Raw genomic sequence first — 18845 nt, 5'->3', positions numbered from 1 at the left:
CGCTCAATCGTCACGCGACTCGATCGAGAAGCTGAGGACCCGCGGATCGGCGGCGAGTCGGCGGGCGAGCTCGTTGGCGCGGTCGCCGGGCGGCGCGCGCAAGGTGGCCCCGAACTCGATGCCATTTTCCCGCCCCTTCAGCCGGTGGTCGAGCCGGCTGGCCCGCAGGCCCACCTCCGCCAGGAGGTCATGGAACCCCTGTTCCGGAAATTCCCCTTCGCGCCGATAGCAGACGTCGACGTCCACGACGGTGAGGCGGGGCAGGTGCGAATCGACCCATCGAAGCGCGATGAGGACGAGCAGGGTCGCCACCGTTCCGCCGGCGGCGAGGCCATAGGCGCCGACGCCATAGAGGATGCCCAGCGAGGCCACCATCCAGAGGGAGGCCGCCGTGGTCAGGCCGTGCACGGAGAACCCCTGGCGGAAGATCACGCCGCCGCAGAGGAAGCCGATGCCGGTGAGGATGCCGTGCGCCATCCGGACGGGATCGAACCGGATCATGTCGCGCGGGATGTCTGCGGGGATCCAGTTGGCCTGGTGGGCGGCGCCCAGCATCAGCAGCGCGCACGACAGGCTGACCAGGGTGTGGGTGCGCAGCCCGGCGGGGTGGCCGCGCAGCTCGCGCTCCAGCCCCACCAGGGCGCCGGCGGCGGTCGCGGCCAGCGGCGGCAGGACGTACACGGTGAAGAGGTCGACCAGCGGCATGGCCCCGACCATAGCTCAGAGGAAGCGCGGACCGAGGTAGAGAAGCGCCAGGATCACCACCGCCGCCACCAGGATGAGGCCGGCCCTGGGGTTGGAGCCCAGGAGCGACTCGCGGGGCCGGTTGGGCTTGGGCGGCGGCGTCCTGGCGGCCTTCTCGCGCTCCTTGCGGTAGGCGCGAAGGTCGGTGACGCGCGGATCTTCCGGAGGCTTGGCCATCAGCCCGCGAGCTTCTCCAGGTCCTCGGCCGAGATGTCGGCGTTGGAGTAGACGTTCTGGACGTCGTCGTCGTCCTCCAGCGTCTCGATCAGCTTCATCAGCGTGGCGACCGCATCGCCGGACAGCGGGGTCAGCGCCTTGGGCTTCCAGGCCAGCTTGGTCGACTGGGCCGGGCCCAGGCTCGCCTCGAGGGCCGCCGAGACGTCGGAGAGCTGCTCGAAGGCGGTGTAGATGGTGTGACCGTCCTCGTCGGACTCCACGTCGTCGGCGCCGGCCTCGATCGCCGCCTCCATGACCTTGTCCTCGGAGCCGGCTTCGGCGCCGTAGACGATCTGGCCCACGCGGTCCCACATGAACGAGACCGAGCCGGTTTCGCCCAGGTTGCCGCCGCACTTGGTGAAGGTGGAGCGCACGGTGGAGGCCGAGCGGTTGCGGTTGTCGGTCAGCACCTCGACGATCACGCCGACGCCGCCCGGGCCGAAGCCCTCGTAGCGGATTTCATCGTAGGACTCTGCGTCGCCGCCGGAGGCCTTCTTGATCGCCCGGTCGATGACGTCCTTGGGCAGGGACTCACTCTTGGCGTTGTTCACCGCGAGCCGCAGCCGCGCGTTCATCGCGGGGTCGGGCAGGCCCATCTTGGCCGCGACCGTGATTTCGCGCGAGAGCTTGGAGAACAACTTGGACCGCACGCTGTCGGCGCGGCCCTTGCGGTGCATGATGTTCTTGAATTTTGAGTGTCCGGCCATGATCCCGCGCGGCAGTCGTGGAAAGCGAGCGCGCCTTCTACCCCACGCGGGGGGCGGCGCGGAACCCCTGGCGACGGTGCGGGTTAGGCTGCGTGGTGACCGGAGTGCATCCCATGACCCTGCCGACTGAGGATTTCGCGCCCGACGAGCCGCCGGGCGATCTGGTGCATTGGATGGAGCCCGGGCCGCTGCGGTTCGGGACCGCCGGCGTCTCGGCGGCCGCAGTGGCCGCCTTCGCCCTGGGCGTCGCCACGGCGTTCGGCGCGCTGGCGGCGTTCCGCTGGCTGGCCCCGCGGCGAGAGGGCCTGCCACCGTGGAAGTGGCGCCGCGGCGCCCTGCACTAGAGCCTGTCCGGTTCGGATGGCTTCATCTGAACCGGATAAACGGGCCCTAGCTCAAAAGTGTAGAGCGCGCCGGGCCGGTCAACCGGCTCAACCCTCACGAGCTTTCGCTAGAGCGCCACGGCCGTACGGCGGCGGCGCAGCAGCGTGCCCACGGCGCCGAAGCCCAGGATCATCATGGCCCAGGTGGCCGGTTCCGGCACGGCGGTGACGACCTCGGCGCCGAGCTTCGTCACGCCCGGGACCGTCAGGCCGCCGCCATAGCCGCCCATCTTCATGACGCCCTTCTGGTCCAGGGTGTCGAACACGGCGGAGCCCTGGATGAAGTTGCCGATCCGGGCGTCGGCGTTGGGCGCCAGCACCGAGCCGTAGAAGACCTTGCTGCCGAAATCGAGGGTCTCGGCCTCGTAGAAGTTCCATATGACCTTCGCGCCCAGGGCGGTGTTCTGCTGGAAGTTGATCGTGTTGCCGAGCGAGATGTTCGTGCCGGCGACATTCACGATGACGGTGTCGTAGGTCGAGGGCGTGGCGAACTCGAGCCGGCTGCGGTTCTTGAACAGCTGGTCGAGGTTCGAGAGGTTGAACACCGCGACGCCCGTGCCGGCGCCGGCGTTGAAGATCGCGGCCTGGCCGTCCGCCGAGTAGGTCATGGCGCTGGTGGCCGTCAGCGTGGACAGATAGGTCGACAGGTTGTCGAAGTCGGTGACGTAGCCGTCCGCCTGCGCCTGCAGGCTGGTCTGCAGCCCCGAGACGGTGTGGTCGCCCTTGACCACCTTGCCGTTCACGTAGCCCTTGGTCCCGCCGCCGACGTAGACCGTTCCGCCGTTCACGTTCTGGGCGTCGCCGTCGATATAGACCAGAGCGCCGCCGTTGATGTTCTTGCCGTTCCCGTCGACCTCGATCCGGCCACTGGCGTTGACGCCGCTGTCGAGATTGCCCCCGACCTGCACGCCGCCGCCGTTGCCGATGTTCTTCGCGCCGCTCGTGACGTTGCCGACGACGGTCAACGCCGTGCCGGTCTGGCCCTGCGGGTTGGTGAAGTAGTTGCTGGACCCGCCCGAGAGATTGCCGCCGACGAAGGCGCGGCCCTCGACCGTCTGGTTCGACTTCAGATCGCCCAGGGTGATCAGGTTGTAGGTCTGCATCGCCGCCAGCGCGCTGTTGATCGACGCGGCGTCGGAGGAGCCGGGCAGGATCTGCGCGGCGCCCGCGGGCGTGGCGGCGGCGATCAGCGCCAGGGCGCTCAGGGCGGTCGGGAGGCGGTGGAGCTTGTGCATCATCGGCCTTTACGCACGACAGGAGTTAAGGGACGCCTAGGCGATCCCCGCTGGCTTCGATCGGCCGGTCGTATGCCCGAGCCTTCTTGTGCGGTGCAGCATGCGCGGTGTCGCAGGGGCCACCGCAGCTACTCAATCTGGGGTATCCGGAAGGCGGCCGCCTGCGCCGCTGAGAGAGCGAGGCAGGCCCACCGCGGGTTGCAGTTCCCATGTCGAGGCGGCGTGCTCGGCATGGACTGCCACGCGCCCCAAATTGGGTAGCTGGCTAGCGAGGCTAGAGCACCGGCTCGCAGTCGAAGCGGTCGATCTGGCCGTTCAACAGGCGATAGACCGCGTCCTGCGGCACGTCCTGGTCGAGCGTCTGCTGGCGGCTCAGCCCCGCGTAGGCGCCGCGTGCGAGACGGCCCCACACGCCGTGGCTGACGGCGATCACTCGCCGCTCGGGTTCGGGTGGCAGCGAGGCCAGCCAGTCCGCCGCGCGGGCGGTGACGTCCTCGAAGGTCTCGCCGCCCGGCGCGCCGAAGAACCACTCCCGCGTCGCGAAGATATCGGGGTGATGGTGGGCGATGTCGGCGCGCAGCTTGCCCTCCCAGTCGCCGCAGCAGATCTCCGCCAGCCGGCCGTCGGTCTCGACGGCGAGGCCTGTGGCGTCGGCCACCATGCCGGCCGTGCGCTGGGCGCGGCCGATGGGGCTGGCCACCAGCCGCCAGCCGTCGCGGCCGTCACGCCGCACGAGATCCGCGGCGAGCTCCGCCATGGCGGCCGCCTGACGTTCGCCCAGCGGCGTCAGGTCGGACTCCATGTGTCCCTGTATGCGGGCCTCGCGGTTCCAGAAGGTCTCGCCGTGGCGCAGCAGGATGATCATTTCTTGCGGCGGACCACCGGGTGCGAGGTGGACAGGCCCCCGTCCACCGCCAGGGTCTGGCCGTTGACGTACGAGGCGTCGTCCGAGGCCAGGAACAGGGCCGCGGCGGCGATCTCTTCCGGCACGCCGTAGCGGGTGGTGGGGTTGAGCTGGCCGATCCTGTCCTCATTGCCGCGGGCCCGGGCGCCGTCGAAGATCGGCTTGGTCATGCCGGTCTCGATCAGGCCGGGGGCGATGGCGTTCACGCGCACGCCCGTCCCGTAGAGCTCGTTGCAGGCCGTCTGCACCAGGCTGATGACGCCGGCCTTCGATGCGGAATAGGCCGGGCCGCCGGCGCCCGAGCGGATGCCCGCCACCGAGGCCGTGCAGATGATGGAGCCCTTGCCGTTCGGGATCATGGCCTCGGACGCGTACTTCACGCCCAGGAACCCGCCGATCAGGTTGATGCGCAGGATCTCGGCCCAGTAGTCGGCGGTCTGCTCGTGCAGGGGCGTGAAGCCGCCCGAGATGCCGGCGTTGGCCCAGAAGATGTCCAGCCCGCCGAACTCCGACTTGGCCCGGTCCACCAGCGACTTCACGAAGGCGTCGTCGCCGGCGTCGCCCTTCAGGGCCACCACCTTGCCGCCCGCCGCGGTGATGGCGGCGGCGGTCTCGTCGACGGCGTCGGCGCGGTCGGCGATGACCAGGCTGGCCCCCTCGGCGGCGAACAGCTTGGCCGAGGCGCGGCCGATGCCGCTGGCCGCGCCGGTGATGACGGCCACGCGGCCGGAGAGACGTCCCATGGTGCTTCCTTAAGGTCTAGGCGGTGGTCTTGGCTTTCGTCGCGGCCGCCACGATGGCGTCGACGATCGTGTCGTAGAGGGCGGGCGGCAGGTCGTGGCCCATGCCCGGGATCAGCCGCAGCTCGGCGCCCGGGATCGCCGCGGCGGTCTCGCGGCCGCCCACGGGCTGCACCAGCGGGTCGTCCTCACCGTGCAGGACGACGGTGGGGACCTTGAGCTTGCGCAGTTCCTCGGTGCGGTCGCCGTCGGCGCCGATGGCCTGGCGCTGGCGGCCGACGCCGGCGGGGTTGAAGGCCCGCGCATGCTCGGCGACGACGCGAGCGCGGAGCTCCGCGTCGGTCCAGGGATAGGCAGGGCTGCCGATGGTGCGCGCGTTGCGCATCCCGTGCGCCACGAAGGCCTCGAAGTCGGCGGCCGGGTCCGGCGGCGGATTGCTGATCACCGCCATGGCCTCGGGCGTGGCGACCACGTCGCCCGAAGTGGCGGACATGATCGAGGTGAGGGACTTGACCCGCGCGGGGTAGTCGATGGCGATCCGCTGGACGATCATCCCGCCCATGGACACGCCCGCGATGTGGGCCTGCTTCACGCCGGCCGCGTCGAGCACGGCCATAGCGTCGGCCGCCATGTCCTTCAGCGTGTAGCGCTCACCGGCCTTGAACCAGGTGGAGAGGCCCGTATCTCGGTTGTCGAACCGGATCGCGCGGTAGCCGCGGGCGACCAGTTTCTCGCAGAAGGCCTCGGGCCAGCGGGTCATCTGCGAGCCCAGGCCGTTGACCAAGAGGACGGCTTCCGGGCGGTCGTCGCCGAACGTCTGGTATTCGAGTTCGACGGCGCCGTTACGGGCTTTTGGCATGGCTTATGTCTCCTTCGTCGTCCCCTGTCGGTTGCGCGACATAGGGTGTGACGATCCTGACGCGTGAATCGGCTGGTCTTCCCAGAACTTGTGGGCCAATCATGGCCCAAGAGTCGCCTTGGGGGAGGGGCCGAGCGAAGGTATGCGTGTGATCGTTCCCCTATTGCTGTCCCTGGCGATGTGGGCGTTCATCCTGCTCGGCCTCGCGGGCCTGTGGCTGAAGATCTTTGGCCGCGGCTGAGCCCTAGGGGATCAGCAGCACGCGGCCCACGGCCTGGCGGCTTTCGATATAGCGGTGGGCCTCCGCCGCCTGGGACAGCGGAAATTCCCGGTCGATCAACACCTTGAGCTCGCCCTTGGCCACGTCGGCGATGAGGCGCTCGATGTTCTTCTGAACGCGGTCCGTTCCGATCTCGGCGCCGAGGAAGACGCCCGACAGGCTGCGGTTGCCGCCCATCATGCTGCCCACGTCTACCTTCATTTCCTCGCGCCCGGCGGCGCCCACCATCGACACGCGGCCGCGATAGGCGAGGCTGAGGATCGAGGACTGCAGGGTGGGCCCGCCAACCGAATCGACGATCACGTCGCAACCCTTGCGGTCGGTGAGGCGCATGACCTCCTTCACCACGTCGTGGGTCTTGTAGTTGATGCCGTGGGTGAGGCCGTAGGCCTTCAGCTTCTCCAGCCGCTCGTCAGACGAGGCGGTGGCCAGCACCATCGAGGCCCCGGCGCGCGCCGCGAGCTGGATGGCCGCCACGCCCACGCCCGAGGCGCCGGCCTGGACCAGGACCACGTCGCCCTTCTTCATCCGGCCGAACTCGAACAGGCAGTCGTCGGCGGTGCCGAACGTGACCGGGATCACCGCCGCTTCCTTGGTGCTCAGGCCCTGCGGCACTTTCCAGGCGGTCATGGCGGGCACGGCGCGCAGCTCGGCGTGGCTGCCGAAGGCGCCGGTCGTGCACACCTTGTCGCCCACCTTGAACTTCGTGACCTCGGCGCCGACCTCGATCACCTCACCGGCGGCCTGGTAGCCCACCACGTGCGGGTTGGTCATCAGCGCGCCGCGGAAGCGGTTCAGGGTGTCGCCGCCTTCGATCGAGACCGCTTCGACGCGGATCACGATCCCCTTGGGGTGGCACTCGGGGTCGGGGAAATCCTCGTACTTGAGAACCTCGGGCGGACCGTTTTCGTAATAGACCGCGGCTTTCATCAGCCCCTCCCTCAAACGCTTGTTTGACGCAACCCATTCCATGGGTGCGGACGGGAGGCAAGCTGGAACCGGTGGCTACTCCGCCGCGACGGCGGCCAGGGGCCGCTGACGCCGACGGACCCGCATCGGCAGACCCCCGGCTGGCCGCAGGGTGACGTTGTGGCGCAGCTCGACCGGCGCGTCCGTCGCCAGATCCAGTTCGAACTGCTGGGCCAGGGTCGCTAGGATGAGCAGGATCTCGTTCACCGCCAGCGACTGCCCGATGCAGACCCGCGGCCCCGCCCCGAACGGCAGGGCGGCCAGGCGGTGGCGGCCCTGGCTCCGCTCGGGCAGGAACCGGTCCGGGTCGAAGCGCTCGGGCTCTTCCCAGTTCAGCCGGCTGCGGTGCAGCACCCAGGGCAGGATCAGCATGAAGGCGCCCTTGCGCACCGGCACGCCGCCCAGCACGTCGTCCTTGGCGGCGACGCGGGTGGAGATGCCGGGCGTCGGCGGCAGGACGCGCAGCGCCTCGTCCACGAAGCGGCGGGCGTAGGCGAGCCGCGGCAGGTCGTCCTGGGTGGGCGTGCGACCGCCGAGAACGGCGTCCAGCTCGGCGCGGAGGCGCGCCGCCTCGACGGGCTGCCGGGCCAGCAGGTACCAGATCCAGGTCATGGCCGTGGCGGTGGTCTCGTGGCCGGCCACGAAGATGGTCACCACCTCGTCGCGGACCTCCTGGGGCGTGAGGCCGACTCCCGTCTCGGCGTCGCGCGCCGCCATCAATCGCGACAGCAGGTCGTCGGGCGGATTGGCCGACGCCTCGCGGGTCGCGGCCATCCGGGCGATCGCTTCGTCCAGCGGGCGGAAGATGGCGGCGAAGCGCTTGATCCGCGCGCGCATGCGCAGCTGGGCGGCTCCCGGCACGAGGTCCAGCAGGTTGATGTCGTTCAGGTCGCCCGCCGCCTGCATTGCCTGAGCGACGGCGGGCTCGGCGGCGGCGCCGTCCTCCGAGAACATGGTGCGGGCGATGATGGTAAGGGTCAGCCCGTTCATCGCCTCGGACACGTCCACCACCGCGTGCTCGGGCAGCCGGCGCCAGCCGTCGGCGAAGGCTTCCGACGCGGCGGCCATGGCCGCCGCGTAGCTGGCCACGCTGGACGGCGTGAAAGTGGCCGCCATGGTGCGGCGGTGCTTGCGCCAGAGGTCGCCGTCGATGCCCACCAGACCCTGGCCGAACAGCGCCTGGAAGAGCTGCAACTCGAGCGCCGCCTTCGGATAGTCGGACGCGTGGTCGACCAGTACGTGCTTGGCGAGGGCAGGGTCGGCGATCCAGAACAGGTCGCCGACGACGGACCGCTGTTTCAGAAGCGGCTGGTGGAGCGCCGCGTCCGGGATCGCCCAGGGCATCCGCAAGCGCTTGCCGCGCAGGCGGTCGGTCAGGCTGAGCGTCGGCTTGTCGGCCAGGGCGCCGGGGAGAGCGGGGTAAGCGTCACGGTCGGGCATTGCAGCCTCCAGGGACGATGGCTCAGCGTCACCATACCCTAGTCGCCGCCGAACGGCCTATCGGTTGCGCTTAGCCGTTCCGCTTCACGTAGTTGCGGATCGCCGAGACGATGCGGTCCTGGTCGGGCTCGGTCAGGTAGGCGTGCATAGGCAGCGCCAGCACCTTGTGCGCGGCCGCCTCGGTGACCGGCAGGCCGCCCGGCTGCGGGTAGTGCTTGTAGGGCGCCTGCTGGTGCAGCGGGACGGGGTAGTAGACGGCGGTCGGCACGCCCTCGCCCTTCAGGTGGGCGGCCAGGCCGTCGCGGTCGTCGGTCTCGATGACGTACTGGGCCCAGACCGAGACGCTGTCCGCGATCACCGGCGGGGCGCGGACCACGTCGCCCAGGCCCTCGGCATAGCGGGCGGCGACCTTGTTCCGGGCCGCGATCTCATCGGCGAAGATGGTCAGCTTCTGCAGCAGGACGGCGGCCTGGAGGGTGTCCATCCGGCTGTTCATGCCGACGCGCATGTTCAGGTACTTGGGGTCGTGGTCGAAGGTGCGGCCTTCCAGGTCGGACTTCACCGCCTGGCCGTGGACGCGCAGGCTGACCAGCAGGTCGTGGAAGCGCGCATCCTTGGAAAGCACCGCCCCGCCGTCGCCGTAGCAGCCCAAGGGCTTGGCCGGGAAGAACGAGGTGGTGGTGACATCGGCCCAGTGGATCGGGTGCTGGCCGCCCAGCGTGCAGCCGAAGCCCTGGGCGGAATCCGAGATCAGCTTCAGGCCGTGCTTCGCGCAGATCGCGGCGATGGCGGGGTAATCGGCGGGCTGGCCGAACAGGTCGACGGCGATGACCGCGCGCGGCGTGAGCTTGCCATCGGCCTTCACGGCCTGGATCGCGGCTTCGAGCTTCGCGGGGTCGAGGTTATAGGTGTCGGGCAGCACGTCGACGAACACCGGCGAGGCGCCCACCAGCGGCATGGCCTCCGCGGTCGCGGCGAAGGTGAAGGAGGGGCAGAAGACTGCGTCGCCCGGCCCGATCCCCCAGGCCATCAGCGGCAGCACCAGGGCCTCGGTCCCCGACCCGCACGACAGGGCGTAGGGCGCCTGGCCGAAGGCGGCGAGCTCGGCCTCGAACTGGGCGATCTCGGGGCCCATGACGTAGGCGCCCGACCGCACCACCTTGAGGATCGCGTCCTCGAGAGGCTGGCCCAGGCGCTGGCGCTGCGACTGCAGGTCGATGAAGGGGATCATGGCGGCGGCTTATGCCCTGCGTCGGCGGGCGGGGCCAAACACGCTTGGTTTCCCTTCTTTTCCCGTCCGATCAGGGGCGGGAGGCATCCTTGTAGACGGCGCCCCCCTTCATCACGAAGCCCACCTTCTCCAGGACCGCGACGTCCTTCAGCGGGTCGCCCTGGACCGCGATCAGGTCGGCGGCGTGGCCGGGGGTCAGGCTGCCCGCGACGGCTGAGATCTGCAGGTGGTCGGCGGCGTTGACCGTGGCGGCCTGGATCGCCTCCAGCGGACTGAGGCCCGCCTTCACCAGCAAGCCGAACTCGCCGGCGTTGTCGCCGTGGGCCGATACGCCGGTGTCGGTGCCGAAGGCGATCTTCACGCCGGCGTCATGGGCGCGGCGCGCCATGGCCAGCATCTTGGGGCCGGCCTCCAGCGCCTTGGCCGACTGGGCGGGCGTCAGGAAGTTGTTCGGCCCCGAGGCCACGCGATAGACGAAGTCGCCGGCCATCAGGGTGGGGACCAGATAGGCGCCGTTCTTCTTCATCAGGGCGATGCCCTCGGCGTCCAGATAGGTGCCGTGCTCGATGGAATCGCCGCCGGCCTTCAGGAAGCTATCAATGCCGTCGGCGCCGTGGGCATGGGCGGTGACGCGGCGGCCCATGCGGTGGGCGCTCTCCACGATCGCCTTCAGCTCCTCGTCCGAGAACTGCTGGGCCAGGCCCGCGGCGGTGTTGGACAGCACGCCGCCCGTCGCGGTGATCTTGATGACGTCGGCGCCCTTCCAGACCTGCTCGCGCACGGCGCGGCTACAGTCGGCGGGGCCCGAGCAGACCGAGCCCGGCCGCAGCACGTGCATCACGTCCTCGCGGAAGCCGTTGACGTCGCCGTGGCCGCCGTGGACCGAGATGGCCGAGCCGGCGGCGACGATGCGCGGGCCGGGGACATCGCCGAGCGCCGTCGCCTTGCGCAGGGCGAAGACGGCGTCGTTGTCGCCGCCCAGGTCGGCGACCGTGGTGAAGCCGGCCATCAGGGTGCGCTTCGCATAGCGCGCGCCGATCAGGGCCTGTTCGGCCGAGGACTCGGTCACTTCGTCGAGGCGCGAGGTGGGGCCCTGCTGGCTGGTGATGTGAACGTGGCTGTCGATCAGGCCGGGCAGGACGAAGGCGTTCTTGAGGTCGACGACCTGGCCGCCCGGCTCGGAGACGAAGCCATCGGCGATGCGGACGACCTTCCCCGCCTGGACCACCAGCGTCTTGTTGGTCTCGACCTTGCCCGAAGCGGGGTCGACCAGCACGCGCCCGGCCTGGACGAAGGTGGTGGCGGGCTGCTGCGCCAGCGCGGGCGCGACGAGGGCGGCGGCGAGCGCCGCGCCGAGGATGAAGGCCTTCACGGATGTCCCCCAGAAACACAACTGGCGGGACCGTAGGTTCGAAGGCCGGAAAGCGCCAGTGCGGAACCGGCGCCTTCGTCAGATCTGGCGGGCGCGGCCTTCCCAGTAGGGGGCGCGCACCTTGCCACGCTGGATCTTGCCGGCTTCCGAGCGGGGCAGGCTGGTGACGAAGTCCAGGCTGCGGGGCACCTTGAAGCTGGGCAGGCTGTCACGGGCGAAGGCGAGGATCTCCTGCGCCAGCAGGTCGGACGGCTCGTAACCGGGCTTGAGCAGGATCACCGCCTTGACCTGTTCGCCCCACTCGTCGTGCGGCACGCCGACGGTGGAACTGTCGGCCACGGCCTCATGCTTGATCAGCTCGTTGTCGATCTCCTGCGGGTAGATGTTCACCCCGCCCGAGATGATCGTCTCGGCGCTGCGGCCGGTGAGGAACAGGTAGCCGTCCTCGTCGAAGTAGCCCATGTCGCCCATGGTGAAGTAGTCGCCGACGCGCGAGGCCTGGGTCTTCTTCTCGTCCTTGTAGTAGGTGAAGCCGCCGCCGGGCGGCAGCTGGTGGTAGATGGTCCCCGAGACGTTGGGCGGACACTCGTTCCCCGCCTCGTCGAGGATCTTGGAGCCTAGCAGCTCGGGCTTCTTGCCCACCGAGCCCGGCTTGCGCAGCCATTCCTCGGAATTGATCATGAAGCCCGCGCCGCCTTCCGAGCCGGCGTAGTACTCGCTGAGCACCGGGCCGAACCACTCGATCATCGCGTGCTTCACTTCGGGCGGGCAGGGCGCCGCGCCGTGGACGATGTACTTCACGCTGGAGATGTCGTGGCGGGCCTTCACCTCGGGCGACAGCGCCAGCAGCCGCTGGAACATGATCGGCACCAGGTGCATGTGGGTAACCCGGTGCGCGGCGATGGTGCGCAGGGTGTGCTCGCTGTCCCACTTGTCGAGGAACACCAGGGTGGCGCCGGCCCCCATGGCGGCGCGGACGTCGAACGCCAGCGGAGCGGCGTGATAGGCCGGACCCGCGCAAAGCTGCACCGAGTCCGCATCGTAGCCGCGCAGGGCGTACATGGCCTGGGGCGTGACGACCGGCGTCGGACGGAAGACGCCCTTGGGTCGGCCCGTGGTGCCCGAGGTGTAGAGCATCTGGTTGCCGAGCACCGGGTCGTCGATGTCGGACGGATCCACGCCCGCCAGCGCCTGGTCGTAGTTCACGAAGCCGTCGATATCCCCGCCGACCGCCACCTTGATCTTGAGGCTGGGTGCAAGGGCCGCGGCCTGGACGCCGGCGCCGATGCGGGCCTCGACGAACACGGCCTGAGCCTCGCAGTCGTTGAGGATGTAGGCGATCTCGTCGACGGTGAGGTGCCAGTTGATCGGCGTGATGCGGAAGCCGGCCCGAAGCGTCGCCGACTGGATTTCGAGGAACTCGTGACGGTTCGACATCGCCAGCGCCACCGCGTCGCCGGCCTTCAGTCCCGCGCCGCGCAGCAGCCGCACGAGCCGGTTGGCGTTGGCGTTCACCTCGGCGAAGGAACGGCTGGTCCCGTCGGGATCGACGACCGCGGCCTTGTTCGGCTGGGCGTCGGCCCATACCGCCATGGTCATCCCGTTGAGCGACGCCGCTTCCAGGCGCGCCGACAGGTCCTGCCGTTCGAGCACCGCATCCATCCCGTGTCCTCCGCGTACAGATTTACACTGTATCGTGATCTATCTTCGAAAACGACAATGGCACGCGGAGGCGGGGCGCGACTAGGCCTTCATGCGTCGGATCACCAGTCCGCCGACGGTTGCGCCCACCGCGGTAAGGAACGTGCCCCAAGTGATGTCGATCAGGGTGATCTGGGTGGACCAGACCTTCAGCGTCGCCTGGTTGGTGAGGTCGTAGGTGGCGTAGCAGAGCCCGCCCAGCATGGCGCCCGTCACCGTCGTAGCCCGGAGCGGCTTGTCGCGGGTAGGCCAGACGGCCAGCGCCAGGATGCCGGCGATGTAGATGAAGTAGAACACCGCGGCGGGTGCGATCCGCGCCATGGGCATGGCGACGGGATCCAGGGTCGGGAAATAGACCTTCGGCCCGAACTGGGTGAGCCAGACGATGTCCAGCGCCAGGACGGCCAGCGCCGTGGCGACGTAGGTGGCGATCAGTCGGATCATTCTTCCCCCGTTCAGGCCGGCTTCAAGCGATAGTGGCTCACGCCCCATTCCGTGCCGCCACGGTGGCCGAAGAGGCCGGCGGTGGCGAGGAAGAACAGGCGCCAGCGCCTGTGCCAGAGCGTGGCGTCGGCGCCGTAGGTCGCCTCCAGCACCGGCCGGATCTTCGGCAGGTTGCGGTCGTAGGCGTCGAGCCAGTGCAGCGCGGTCTTCTCGTAGTGGGTCCCGCTCCAGCGCCAATCCTGCTCGACGGTGAACAGGTCGGGGAACTGGGCCATCAGGCCATGGCTGGGCATGACGCCGCCCGAGAAGAAGTATTTCCCGATCCAGTCCGCGTCGTCGTTGAGGTCGAACCGGTAGGGCGTGGTCTTGTGCGTGAAGACGTGGATGAAGAGGCGGCCATCCGGCTTCAGCCACGTCTTCACCCGGCCCAGCAGGGCGCGCCAGTTCGACATGTGCTCGAACATCTCGACCGAGACCACGCGGTCGAATTCGCCGGGCGCCTCGAAGTCGTTCATGTCGCAGGTGATGACCTCGAGGTTCGACAGGCCGCGTTCCTGGGCGCGGGCCATGATGAAGGCCTTCTGGCTGGCCGAGTTCGAAACCGAGGTGATCCTCGCGTCGGGATAGGCCTTGGCCATCCACAGCGACAGCGAGCCCCAGCCGCAGCCCAGTTCCAGGATCCGCTGGCCGTCCCGAAGGTCGGCGTGCTCGGCCGTCTCTTTCAGCGCGTGCTCCTCGGCCTCGGCGATGGTGTCGCCGGGGTTCCGGTAGAGGCAGGACGAATATTTCAGCTGCGGGCCGAGGCAGTTGAGGAAGAACTCCGCCGGCACCTCGTAGTGCTGGGCGTTGGCCGCGTCGGTGTGAGCGGCGATCGGGTGCTCGGCCATGTCGCGGGCGAAGGCGGCCTCGGTCCCCGGACCCGCCTTGGAATGCTCCCGCCGCGCATTGGCCACCAGCAGGTGGATCGCGGTCTTGCGGACGGTGTCGGGAAGCGGCGCGCCTTCGAACGTATCGATGATGGCGGAGGTGAAGCTCATGCGGACTCAGGATGCTTGGGTGGCAGGGGGAAGAAGACGCTGACGCGCTTCTGGTAGGCGCGGAATGCGTCGCCGCGCGATTTCAGCATGGCTTCCTCCAGGGGCGGGACGCCGGAGACGTAGCGAAGCAGGCCATACATGACCGCCGGCGCGACGAGGGTGAGGAAGGCGACCGGGCGGGAAGGATCCAGGGCCATGATGGGATAGGCCATCCAGCCCAGCCACTGGAAGAAGTAGTTCGGGTGGCGCGACCAGGCCCAGAGGCCGGTCTCGATGACCTTGCCCTTGTTGGCCGGGTCGGCGCGGAAGCGCTTCATCTGGGAGTCGGAGACCGTCTCGCCGATGATGGCTGCGAGGTAGACCAGCGCGGCCAGGGCGTCGCGGACGTCGAGGTCCGGCGCCGGACGCTGGGCGGCGGTTACGACGGAGAGCGCCAGCAGGGCGGTGGCGGGCGCCTGGGGCAGGCTCACCCACAGCATGGTCAGCGGATAGTTCTTCGCCGACCTCCGGAACGCGGCGTAGCGCGGATCCTCGGGATGGCCGGCCACGCGCGGCGCCAGGTAGAGGCCGAGGCGCAGGCCCCAGACCAGCATGAAGGCCACGATCAGCCATCGGCGCGCCGGGCTGGCGTCGACGCCGGTGGAGACGAAGGCGGCGCCTGCCAGCAGCAGGCCGGTCCCGAAGCTCCAGAACACGTCGGTCCAGCCGCCGTTCTTCGCGGCAAGCCCGAAGGCCCACGCCGCGACCATCACCGCGAGCATGGCGACCAGGACGCCCAGGACAATTTGCAGCAGCATCGCGCGAACCCCCTGCTCATACGATCATGATCCGGCCGGAGACGCATCCGGCGCTGTGAGGAGGCCGTAGCATTTGCTAAGCACTCCAGGCGCCGCGCGGGCCGGGGGTCGCGCGCGCAGACAGAGGTTGGGAGTCCAGATGAGCAGCGTCGAGCGGCTGAGCGTAGCCGTGGTCGGAGGGGGCATAGCCGGGCTTTCGGCGGCCTGGCTGCTATCGGAGACGCACGACGTCACCCTGTTCGAGGCCGACCCGCGGGTCGGCGGCCATGCCAACACCGCCGAAGCGCCCGGCCATCACGGTCCGGTGCCGGTGGACACCGGCTTCATCGTCTACAACGAAGGCAACTATCCGAACTTCACGGCGCTGCTGAAGCACCTGGGCGTGCCGAGCCTGAACGCCGACATGAGCCTGTCGGTGAGCCTGGACGACGGCGACTTCGAATATTCCAGCTACGGCGCGCTCGGCGTGTTCGCCCAGAAGCGCAACCTGTTCTCGGCGCGGTTCTGGGGAATGCTGCGGGACATCACCCGCTTCTACCGGCACGCGCCGAAGGATCTGGCTCGGCTGGAGACGCCGCTGACCTCGCTCGAGGCCTATCTGGAAGAGAAGGGCTACTGCCAGGCGTTCCGCGACGACCATCTGCTGCCGCAGGCGGCCGCCATCTGGTCGACGCCGCTGAAGGAGATCGGCCAGTACCCCGCCGCCTCGCTGATCCGGTTCTTCCTGAACCACGGCATGATGAGCATCGTGGGGCGCGGCCTTTGGCGGACCGTGAAGGGCGGCTCGCGCGAATACGTCGAGAAGCTGACGGCGGCGTTCCGGGGCGAGGTGCGCAAGGGCGTGCGGGTCGCCGGCGTGCGCCGCGACGCCAACGGAGCCGAGGTGCGGCTGGCCGGCGGTGGTCGCGAACGGTTCGACCAGGTGGTGATCGCCACCCACGGCGACACGGCGCTCGGCCTGCTGGAGGATCCGACCCCGGAGGAGAAGCGGCTGCTGGGCTGCTTCCGCTACAGCCGCAACCTCGTGGCGCTGCACACCGACCCGGTGCTGATGCCCAAGCGCCGGCGCGCCTGGTGCAGCTGGAACCACATCGGCCACCGGAACGCCCCGGGCGAGGGGGCGGTCAGCTACTGGATGAACCGGCTGCAAAGCCTGAAGGACGCGCCGGACCTGTTCGTGACCCTGAACCCGAACAAGGAAATCGCCGCGGACAAGCTGATCCGCACCGAGATCTACGAGCACCCGCTGTTCGACGCCGGCGCGATCGCCGCGCAGACCGAGTTCTGGGACATCCAGGGCGTGCGGCGCACCTGGTTCTGCGGATCGTACCTGGGCCACGGCTTCCACGAGGACGCCCTGCAATCGGGCCTGGCCGTCGCCGAGCAGCTGGGCGGCGTGCGCCGGCCCTGGACGGTGGCGGACGAGAACGGCCGCATCCATGTGCGCGAGCCGCTGCTGGCGGACGAGGCCGCCTGACCATGCGCTCCGGGCTCTATCCCGGGATCGTCTCCCACACGCGGATGAAGCCCCGGCGCCATGCGCTGCGCTATCGGATCTTCATGTTGCTGCTGGACCTGGACGAGCTGGACGCGCTCGACCGCGGCCTGAAGCTGTTTTCCCTCCGGCGCTTCAACCTGACCGGCTTCGACCCGCGCCGGCATGGCGACGGTTCGGCGACGCCGCTGAAACAGCAGGTGGAGGCCCAACTCGCCGCGGCGGGGATCGCCCATGGCGGGCCGGTGCGGATGCTGGCCATGCCGCGCATCCTGGGCATGGGGTTCAACCCGCTGACGGTCTATTTCTGCTACGCGGCCGACGGGGCGCTGAGCGCCATCCTCTACGAGGTCAACAACACCTTCGGCGAACGGCACAGCTACCTGATCCCGGCGGAAGACGCCCCGATCGTGAAACAGGCCTGCGAGAAGGGGTTTTACGTCTCGCCCTTCATGGACATGGATCTCTCGTACGCCTTCCGGGTGCGGCCGCCCGGCGACCAGGTGCAGGTGCTGGTGGACGTCGACGACGCCGAGGGGCGGGTGCTGGCGACGGGGTTCGCCGCCGAACGGCAGGCGCTGACCGACCGCAATCTGCTGCGCGCCTGGCTGACCCATCCCTGGATGACCGTGGGCGTCATGGGCGCCATCCACTGGGAGGCGCTGTTCATCTGGCTGAAGGGCGAGAAGATCCGCCGCCGGCCGGCGAAGCCCGGATGGGCGGTGACGGTGGTGACGCCGGCGAAGCTGGCGGCGTAGCTTCGCCGCATGACTCGCGTCTCCCTCCTGGGTCTCCCCACAGACCAGCATTCCTCCTTCCTGCGCGGCCCGGCCAAGGCGCCGTCGGCGATCCGCGAGGCGCTGAATTCCCCGCACGCGCACCTGACAGCCACCAACGGGATGGTGCTGGACGAGGGCCTGCTCAACGACCTCGGCGACGCGCCCCTGCGCGAGGACGACGGCGATTTCGACAGGATGGTCGAGGCCGTGCGCGCGGCGTTTGCGGCGGGCCCGGCGGTGGTGCTGGGCGGCGACCATGCGGTGACCTATCCGGTTCTCGCCGGGCTGGCCGCGGCCGGGATTTCTCCGCCGCAGATCGTGCACATCGACGCCCATTCCGACCTCTATGAGAACTTCGAGGGCGACCCGCTGAGCCACGCCTCGCCCTTCGCGCGGATCATGGAGAACGGCTTGGCGGCCGGGATCACCCAGCTCGGCATCCGAACGCCGAACGCCCACCTGGTCGCCCAGGCGAAACGCTACGGCGTGAAGGTGTTCGCCCCGCACGAGCATGACGCGGGCCTGGCGGCCCTGCCGGCCGGGTCGACCTACATCTCCATCGACCTGGACGGGCTGGACCCGGCCTATGCGCCGGGCGTCTCGCACCACGAGCCGGGTGGCAAGACGACCCGCGAGGTGCTGGACGTGATCTGGCAGACGCCAGGTCCGGTGATCGGCGGCGACATCGTCGAGCTGAACCCCGACCGCGATGTAAACGGCATGACCGCGGTGGTGGCGGCGAAGCTGCTGAAGGAACTGGTGGCCAGGATCGCCGCCGACGCGGGGATTTAGGCCTCCCGGGCCGCGCGCAGGTTGCAGGCGGCGCCGGCGAGCGACAGGGCGATGAACAGCATGGTCCACTCGATGCGCTGGTCCGGCGCGGCGATCACGCGCGGCAGGTGCAGGATCAGGGCGAACAGGCCGTACATCGCCGCCAGCAGGCTCGCGGCGAGGCGCGGAACGACGCCGGCGATCAAGGCCAGGCCGCCGGCCAGGTGGCAGGCGCCGGTGAAATACGCCCAGAACAGCGGCGCGGGCAGCCAGCCAGGCACCATCGAGGCGGTGAACTTCGCGTAGCCGAAGTGGGCTAGGGCGAAGATCACGGCGCACAGGCCGAACAGCCGCCGGCCCGCTGGCGCGAGGTCCGGCCGCCGCATCGCCGCCCAGGCGACCAGGCCGCCCAGGCTGAGGGCGAGGGCCTCTGCGACCGCGTTCCACGATCCGATGTCGCTCGTCTTGCCGGCGAGCGCGACGGGCAGGTGGAGTACGACAACCCAGACGCCGTACATCGCGCCAAGGCCCAGGGCGCCCCAGGCCGCGACGGGCCGCCAGATCGTCGCCAAGCCGCCCGCGATGAGGAGGAAGGCGCTGAGGTAGGCCAGCGCCTCGCGGGCGGGAACGTCCTTGGGCACGGGCTGCCACTGGAGGGCGAAGTCGCCGACGACCAGCCCCAGCACGCCCAGACCCACGGCGCCCAGGCCGTATGGCAACGTCTTGCGGTTCAACCCCATT

20 protein-coding genes are annotated in these 18845 nt (G+C 69.5%); 4 read left to right on the top strand and 16 right to left on the bottom strand.

From position 1 onward, the window contains the following. Window positions 1-3: 3 nt before the first annotated feature. Genes ACODSY_RS23835 through ACODSY_RS23825 form a run of 3 tightly spaced genes read right to left on the bottom strand, consistent with a single transcriptional unit; the run spans window position 4 to window position 1667 of the window. A complete protein-coding gene (locus ACODSY_RS23835; RefSeq protein WP_488954396.1) occupies window positions 4-705 on the bottom strand; it encodes an MgtC/SapB family protein in 702 nt (233 codons plus the stop codon). Window positions 706-720: 15 nt separating this feature from the next. Then, complete coding sequence (locus ACODSY_RS23830) at window positions 721-921, bottom strand: hypothetical protein (protein ID WP_488954395.1); 201 nt, start codon at window positions 919-921, stop codon at window positions 721-723. Continuing rightward, entirely contained in the window at window positions 921-1667 is a 747-nt protein-coding gene (locus tag ACODSY_RS23825) for a YebC/PmpR family DNA-binding transcriptional regulator (RefSeq protein ID WP_488954394.1), read from the bottom strand. The genes ACODSY_RS23830 and ACODSY_RS23825 overlap by 1 nt, the downstream gene beginning before the upstream one ends. Before the next feature lie 113 nt (window positions 1668-1780). Between ACODSY_RS23825 and ACODSY_RS23820 the strand changes: the two genes are divergently transcribed. Beyond that, complete coding sequence (locus tag ACODSY_RS23820; protein WP_488954393.1) at window positions 1781-2011, top strand: hypothetical protein; 231 nt, start codon at window positions 1781-1783, stop codon at window positions 2009-2011. Between the two features lie 107 nt (window positions 2012-2118). On the opposite strand, the gene ACODSY_RS23815 is transcribed toward ACODSY_RS23820, so the two are convergent. The 12 genes from ACODSY_RS23815 to ACODSY_RS23760 form a co-directional block, all read right to left on the bottom strand. Then, on the bottom strand, window positions 2119-3285 hold the full coding sequence (locus ACODSY_RS23815; protein ID WP_488954392.1) for a choice-of-anchor A family protein: 1167 nt from the start codon (window positions 3283-3285) through the stop codon (window positions 2119-2121). Between the two features lie 274 nt (window positions 3286-3559). Next, window positions 3560-4150: a histidine phosphatase family protein gene (locus tag ACODSY_RS23810; protein ID WP_488954391.1), complete on the bottom strand. Its 591-nt coding sequence runs from the start codon at window positions 4148-4150 to the stop codon at window positions 3560-3562. Then, entirely contained in the window at window positions 4147-4932 is a 786-nt protein-coding gene (locus ACODSY_RS23805) for an SDR family NAD(P)-dependent oxidoreductase (protein ID WP_488954390.1), read from the bottom strand. The genes ACODSY_RS23810 and ACODSY_RS23805 overlap by 4 nt, the downstream gene beginning before the upstream one ends. A gap of 16 nt (window positions 4933-4948) precedes the next feature. After that, window positions 4949-5788 (bottom strand): alpha/beta fold hydrolase, encoded by an 840-nt coding sequence (locus tag ACODSY_RS23800; RefSeq protein WP_488954389.1) that lies wholly within the window; start codon window positions 5786-5788, stop codon window positions 4949-4951. 244 nt (window positions 5789-6032) lie between these two features. Next, window positions 6033-6998 (bottom strand): quinone oxidoreductase family protein, encoded by a 966-nt coding sequence (locus ACODSY_RS23795; protein WP_488954388.1) that lies wholly within the window; start codon window positions 6996-6998, stop codon window positions 6033-6035. A gap of 75 nt (window positions 6999-7073) precedes the next feature. Continuing rightward, window positions 7074-8477, bottom strand: a complete 1404-nt coding sequence (locus ACODSY_RS23790; protein ID WP_488954387.1) for a cytochrome P450 — start codon at window positions 8475-8477, stop codon at window positions 7074-7076. A gap of 70 nt (window positions 8478-8547) precedes the next feature. Then, window positions 8548-9708 (bottom strand): DegT/DnrJ/EryC1/StrS family aminotransferase, encoded by a 1161-nt coding sequence (locus ACODSY_RS23785; protein WP_488954386.1) that lies wholly within the window; start codon window positions 9706-9708, stop codon window positions 8548-8550. A gap of 70 nt (window positions 9709-9778) precedes the next feature. Next, the gene (locus tag ACODSY_RS23780; RefSeq protein WP_488954424.1) at window positions 9779-11068 is read right to left on the bottom strand and encodes a metal-dependent hydrolase family protein; all 1290 of its coding nucleotides are present in this window, start codon (window positions 11066-11068) and stop codon (window positions 9779-9781) included. A 90-nt stretch (window positions 11069-11158) separates the two neighbouring features. Then, a complete protein-coding gene (locus ACODSY_RS23775; RefSeq protein ID WP_488954385.1) occupies window positions 11159-12742 on the bottom strand; it encodes an AMP-binding protein in 1584 nt (527 codons plus the stop codon). 81 nt (window positions 12743-12823) lie between these two features. Beyond that, entirely contained in the window at window positions 12824-13225 is a 402-nt protein-coding gene (locus ACODSY_RS23770) for a DUF2177 family protein (protein ID WP_488954384.1), read from the bottom strand. An 11-nt stretch (window positions 13226-13236) separates the two neighbouring features. Then, window positions 13237-14262, bottom strand: coding sequence for an SAM-dependent methyltransferase (locus ACODSY_RS23765; RefSeq protein ID WP_488954383.1), 1026 nt, complete (start codon window positions 14260-14262; stop codon window positions 13237-13239). Beyond that, window positions 14259-15059 (bottom strand): DUF1295 domain-containing protein, encoded by an 801-nt coding sequence (locus ACODSY_RS23760; RefSeq protein ID WP_488954382.1) that lies wholly within the window; start codon window positions 15057-15059, stop codon window positions 14259-14261. Before ACODSY_RS23760 ends, ACODSY_RS23765 begins: the two co-directional genes overlap by 4 nt. Before the next feature lie 139 nt (window positions 15060-15198). Here ACODSY_RS23760 and ACODSY_RS23755 point away from each other — a divergent pair, with 139 nt between their 5' ends. Genes ACODSY_RS23755 through ACODSY_RS23745 form a run of 3 tightly spaced genes read left to right on the top strand, consistent with a single transcriptional unit; the run spans window position 15199 to window position 18125 of the window. Beyond that, a complete protein-coding gene (locus ACODSY_RS23755) occupies window positions 15199-16536 on the top strand; it encodes an NAD(P)/FAD-dependent oxidoreductase (RefSeq protein WP_488954381.1) in 1338 nt (445 codons plus the stop codon). A 2-nt stretch (window positions 16537-16538) separates the two neighbouring features. Continuing rightward, entirely contained in the window at window positions 16539-17312 is a 774-nt protein-coding gene (locus tag ACODSY_RS23750) for a DUF1365 domain-containing protein (protein ID WP_488954380.1), read from the top strand. Window positions 17313-17321: 9 nt separating this feature from the next. Continuing rightward, window positions 17322-18125: an arginase family protein gene (locus ACODSY_RS23745; RefSeq protein WP_488954379.1), complete on the top strand. Its 804-nt coding sequence runs from the start codon at window positions 17322-17324 to the stop codon at window positions 18123-18125. Here the strand turns inward: ACODSY_RS23745 and ACODSY_RS23740 are convergent. After that, the gene (locus ACODSY_RS23740; protein ID WP_488954378.1) at window positions 18122-18844 is read right to left on the bottom strand and encodes a DoxX family membrane protein; all 723 of its coding nucleotides are present in this window, start codon (window positions 18842-18844) and stop codon (window positions 18122-18124) included. The genes ACODSY_RS23745 and ACODSY_RS23740 overlap by 4 nt on opposite strands. Window position 18845 lies beyond the last annotated feature (1 nt).

Source organism: Phenylobacterium sp. FG114 (genome assembly GCF_057809855.1).
The sequence above is the reverse complement of the archived record's forward strand: the minus strand, read 5'-3'. Positions and strand labels throughout refer to the sequence as shown.

Bases quoted from the DNA above. Each gene is read 5' to 3' on its own strand.
- ACODSY_RS23835 (WP_488954396.1), bottom strand. From the start codon at position 705: ATGCCGCTGGTCGACCTCTTCACCGTGTACGTCCTGCCGCCGCTGGCC.
- ACODSY_RS23830 (WP_488954395.1), bottom strand. From the start codon at position 921: ATGGCCAAGCCTCCGGAAGATCCGCGCGTCACCGACCTTCGCGCCTAC.
- ACODSY_RS23825 (WP_488954394.1), bottom strand. From the start codon at position 1,667: ATGGCCGGACACTCAAAATTCAAGAACATCATGCACCGCAAGGGCCGC.
- ACODSY_RS23820 (WP_488954393.1), top strand. From the start codon at position 1,781: ATGACCCTGCCGACTGAGGATTTCGCGCCCGACGAGCCGCCGGGCGAT.
- ACODSY_RS23815 (WP_488954392.1), bottom strand. From the start codon at position 3,285: ATGCACAAGCTCCACCGCCTCCCGACCGCCCTGAGCGCCCTGGCGCTG.
- ACODSY_RS23810 (WP_488954391.1), bottom strand. From the start codon at position 4,150: ATGATCATCCTGCTGCGCCACGGCGAGACCTTCTGGAACCGCGAGGCC.
- ACODSY_RS23805 (WP_488954390.1), bottom strand. From the start codon at position 4,932: ATGGGACGTCTCTCCGGCCGCGTGGCCGTCATCACCGGCGCGGCCAGC.
- ACODSY_RS23800 (WP_488954389.1), bottom strand. From the start codon at position 5,788: ATGCCAAAAGCCCGTAACGGCGCCGTCGAACTCGAATACCAGACGTTC.
- ACODSY_RS23795 (WP_488954388.1), bottom strand. From the start codon at position 6,998: ATGAAAGCCGCGGTCTATTACGAAAACGGTCCGCCCGAGGTTCTCAAG.
- ACODSY_RS23790 (WP_488954387.1), bottom strand. From the start codon at position 8,477: ATGCCCGACCGTGACGCTTACCCCGCTCTCCCCGGCGCCCTGGCCGAC.
- ACODSY_RS23785 (WP_488954386.1), bottom strand. From the start codon at position 9,708: ATGATCCCCTTCATCGACCTGCAGTCGCAGCGCCAGCGCCTGGGCCAG.
- ACODSY_RS23775 (WP_488954385.1), bottom strand. From the start codon at position 12,742: ATGGATGCGGTGCTCGAACGGCAGGACCTGTCGGCGCGCCTGGAAGCG.
- ACODSY_RS23770 (WP_488954384.1), bottom strand. From the start codon at position 13,225: ATGATCCGACTGATCGCCACCTACGTCGCCACGGCGCTGGCCGTCCTG.
- ACODSY_RS23765 (WP_488954383.1), bottom strand. From the start codon at position 14,262: ATGAGCTTCACCTCCGCCATCATCGATACGTTCGAAGGCGCGCCGCTT.
- ACODSY_RS23760 (WP_488954382.1), bottom strand. From the start codon at position 15,059: ATGCTGCTGCAAATTGTCCTGGGCGTCCTGGTCGCCATGCTCGCGGTG.
- ACODSY_RS23755 (WP_488954381.1), top strand. From the start codon at position 15,199: ATGAGCAGCGTCGAGCGGCTGAGCGTAGCCGTGGTCGGAGGGGGCATA.
- ACODSY_RS23750 (WP_488954380.1), top strand. From the start codon at position 16,539: ATGCGCTCCGGGCTCTATCCCGGGATCGTCTCCCACACGCGGATGAAG.
- ACODSY_RS23745 (WP_488954379.1), top strand. From the start codon at position 17,322: ATGACTCGCGTCTCCCTCCTGGGTCTCCCCACAGACCAGCATTCCTCC.
- ACODSY_RS23740 (WP_488954378.1), bottom strand. From the start codon at position 18,844: ATGGGGTTGAACCGCAAGACGTTGCCATACGGCCTGGGCGCCGTGGGT.